Origin of the sequence: Cytobacillus sp. Bac17, assembly GCF_024519925.1 — a bacterium.
Classification (GTDB): domain Bacteria; phylum Bacillota; class Bacilli; order Bacillales; family Cytobacillaceae; genus Cytobacillus; species Cytobacillus pseudoceanisediminis.
The window spans coordinates 1-2,925 of record NZ_JALJRC010000069.1 but is presented as its reverse complement, the minus strand read 5'-3'; the positions used below and the strand labels follow the sequence as shown (position 1 = coordinate 2,925).

General features: G+C 38.3%; 5 protein-coding genes. All 5 read right to left on the bottom strand.

Features of this window, described 5'->3' with window-relative positions; all coding sequences use genetic code 11:
• A partial coding sequence (locus NR125_RS29075) for a protein rep (RefSeq protein ID WP_256816833.1) occupies positions 1-729 on the bottom strand: 729 nt, incomplete at its 3' end.
• Between the two features lie 237 nt (positions 730-966).
• Positions 967-1,251 carry a helix-turn-helix domain-containing protein gene (locus NR125_RS29070; RefSeq protein ID WP_256816832.1) on the bottom strand — a complete coding sequence of 95 codons (285 nt, stop codon included), beginning with the start codon at positions 1,249-1,251 and terminating at the stop codon, positions 967-969.
• 193 nt (positions 1,252-1,444) lie between these two features.
• The gene (locus tag NR125_RS29065; RefSeq protein ID WP_256816830.1) at positions 1,445-1,903 is read right to left on the bottom strand and encodes a DUF3967 domain-containing protein; all 459 of its coding nucleotides are present in this window, start codon (positions 1,901-1,903) and stop codon (positions 1,445-1,447) included.
• A 176-nt stretch (positions 1,904-2,079) separates the two neighbouring features.
• Positions 2,080-2,328 (bottom strand): hypothetical protein, encoded by a 249-nt coding sequence (locus NR125_RS29060; RefSeq protein WP_256816828.1) that lies wholly within the window; start codon positions 2,326-2,328, stop codon positions 2,080-2,082.
• Between the two features lie 236 nt (positions 2,329-2,564).
• The coding region (locus NR125_RS29055; protein ID WP_256816826.1) for a protein rep at positions 2,565-2,925 on the bottom strand (361 nt) is incomplete at its 5' end.

The following is a 2,925-nucleotide window of genomic DNA, read 5'->3' as shown; positions in this document are numbered from 1 at the left end:
CATAGCTTTTTTAAAATCTTTTTCATAGGTTTCTAATTCGTTTAAATTTTCTTTTGGTTTTACTTTTTGAATATGAACAATTGGCTTATAATCTAGCTTCATAGCTTTTTGCCAAAGGCTTGTCCATTCTGACTGCTTTATGTAATTCTTTGCAAAATAGCTAGGAGGAACACAGAGCAACACATGAAAGTGAGGATGATAGGTTCCGAATGACTCACTTTCAGGGTCTCGATTCTTTGTGACCTCTAAGGCTCGAAAATAGCCCCTTACAGACGTTTTAAAGACCTTCCTTCTGGTCATCCCATTAAAAGCCTTAAACATAGCTGAAATCGTCTCAGAAAGACTCTCAGCGTCCGTATTTTTGACGGTGAGGGTTAGGAATAGCCAACGAACGTTTTCGCGCTCATTGACCGTCTCTACGATTCTCTTATTGTGATAAGCAATTTTCAATGACCTTCGCCAGTTGCACATAGGACATAACCTCACTTTACAGAACCATGCTTGGTATAGTTTCAACGCTTCTCCTGTATGTTTGAAAACTAATTGCGTGGCACAATCTTTCATCCGTTCAGCTTTGCTATGTAATCCTGCAACCTCGAAGTGATCTGCTGTTAAAAGCGAACGTTTCTTTTTGCCTTTCCAATCTCTCTCTTTGCCCGATTTCGTTTTGTCTACCAAAATTTCGGTAGTTGATTTCTCGGACGTTTCAATGTTATTATTTTGGTACATGATAATAGAAAACCGCCTTCCTAGAAGGCATAGAAAGCCCCCTGTAATATTTGGTTGTTGCTCGTCACTTCAACCTTATCACAGGGGTTTTCTGCTGTCTACCACAAAAAACTAGCTTCAAGCTAGTTATATCAAGGCTTCAAGCCTATTTTTAAAATACTAGTTGTTTCTAAAGGTATCAAGAGAAGTAGGAACTCGTTTTCAACGAGTTCTAAAACCATAAAAAAAGCCCTAAAATCAAGGCTTTTTTTGCTTATAAACAAACTCCCAATCCAAGTCTAAACCACGCATATATTTCAAAAAGGTTTTGATGGTTGGCACGCTATTTTGACTTTCAATTTTTGAAATCATACTTGTTGTCAAACCACTTCTACTCGCTAGTTCCGATTGAGTTATCCCTTTCCTGACACGAACATCAATTGCAGTAGCAATCATTTGAGCATAAGCATGGTTTAATTCATCTTCACTGGAACCAAGTTCATAAATCTTTTTCCACGTTGTGCTATATCTCCTTGCCGACATCACTAGGGGCCTCCCTTCAAACAAAACAGACTATCCGATTACGATAGCATAGAACCGTTGACATCGAGCCTCCATTCCCTTAAACCCGAAAGGCATACCCCACAGGGAAAATTCGCCCTGTGGGGCACACCTATCGAGTTTACTAAAGGGAATCACTCAATATAAACGAACCTATCTACCGAACTGTTTTTGTCTACTTCCAAAACTGCCACCACTTTTTTTGAGATGCAGCTGCAATCTGTTTCTTTGTATCTTGTAATTCTCGAATGGCTGCCATTAAATTTTTATCTCGCTGATCCATTCGCTCCAGAAGTTTTTTATTAAACTCTTCCTGGCTTTTCATAAATTGCAAAAACGGGTTTTCCTCTTCCTGTTGTAGCGAAATATCGATATTCGCTATATTCAAACGAGAGCGAAACAAACTTGCTACGTGCTGGATGGACTCATCGAGTGATTTCCCCATATCTTTCAGGTGACATATATACTCCAAAAAATGAATATCATCCTCGCTATATTGTCTCCAATTTTTATCGTCTTTTTTAAAGGTATATCCCTGTTCTTCAAGCATTTGAGAGTATTTTCTAACGGTGACTGGCTCTATCGAAAGTCGCTTTGCAACATCTTTGCTAGAGTAATATAAATCGTTTTTCATATTGAATCACCTCTACCAAAAGATTCGATATGAATGGCAAAATAGCCTTTTCTTAAACAAATAAAAAATAGACCTCCCTTGAACTTGTGGTAAGAGCGATAGGGAAGGTCTACTTTTTGGTTAGGTCTACTCTGTTTCCTAGAGCCAACCCCTCATGAGTTGGTAAGAATATTTTATCATTGATTCATCAAAGACCAAATAAATCTTTGTCGGTTTCGTCTTTTTTCTGGAGAAGTAATCCATGAATATTTTTTCTCGTAGGCTTCAATATCACTTTCCAAATACAAAGCAGTCCGACCATTCGCAACGAACTGAACCGGCTTTGGAAAATCCGTTTCATTCTTCTTCTCGTGAATGCTCTGTCTTGGCATTTTCCATCTTGTGGTTAGGTCTGCAATCGTTAATAATTTTGGAATTTCACTCATGATTTTTTCAGTTCTCCTTTTTGAGATTTTGACAGTTTCACAAGTTCCGAAAAGAACGCAGTGCCCATTTATGCACTGACACTTGTCAGTTCTAAAAAATGGGGTCGCCCTTCGGCGACTAAATAACGGCTTTGCCGTTTAACCCGCAGGGGCTTTTGGATGGTTTGAGCACACATTGACAAGTGTCAATGTATAAGTGCGCCCTTCTCATTTTTATTTCGAAGGGGTCAACAACATCAACCCCTCTGAATCACATAATTTTTTAATCCAATATGCCATCGAGCAATGACATCAAAAGTACCGTTTGCAACTTCGTCATCTTGAGAAATATTAACGAGATCCCCGTCCTCTGCATCTCCCAAATTCAATTCCTTATGGATTTCCTTCAGCAGACCACCATACCCTATTAATCTTTTGTAAGAAAGGGCGTTGTCTAACGCCAAAACGGTCTCCACGTTTTCTTCCGTTACCTTATTTCCTTTAATGACATCAGTATCCTTTACTGGATACTTTGATACTTCTAAAATAGCATTTTGTTCTTTCATAGCTTTTTTAAAATCTTTTTCATAGGTTTCTAATTCGTTTAAATTTTCTTTT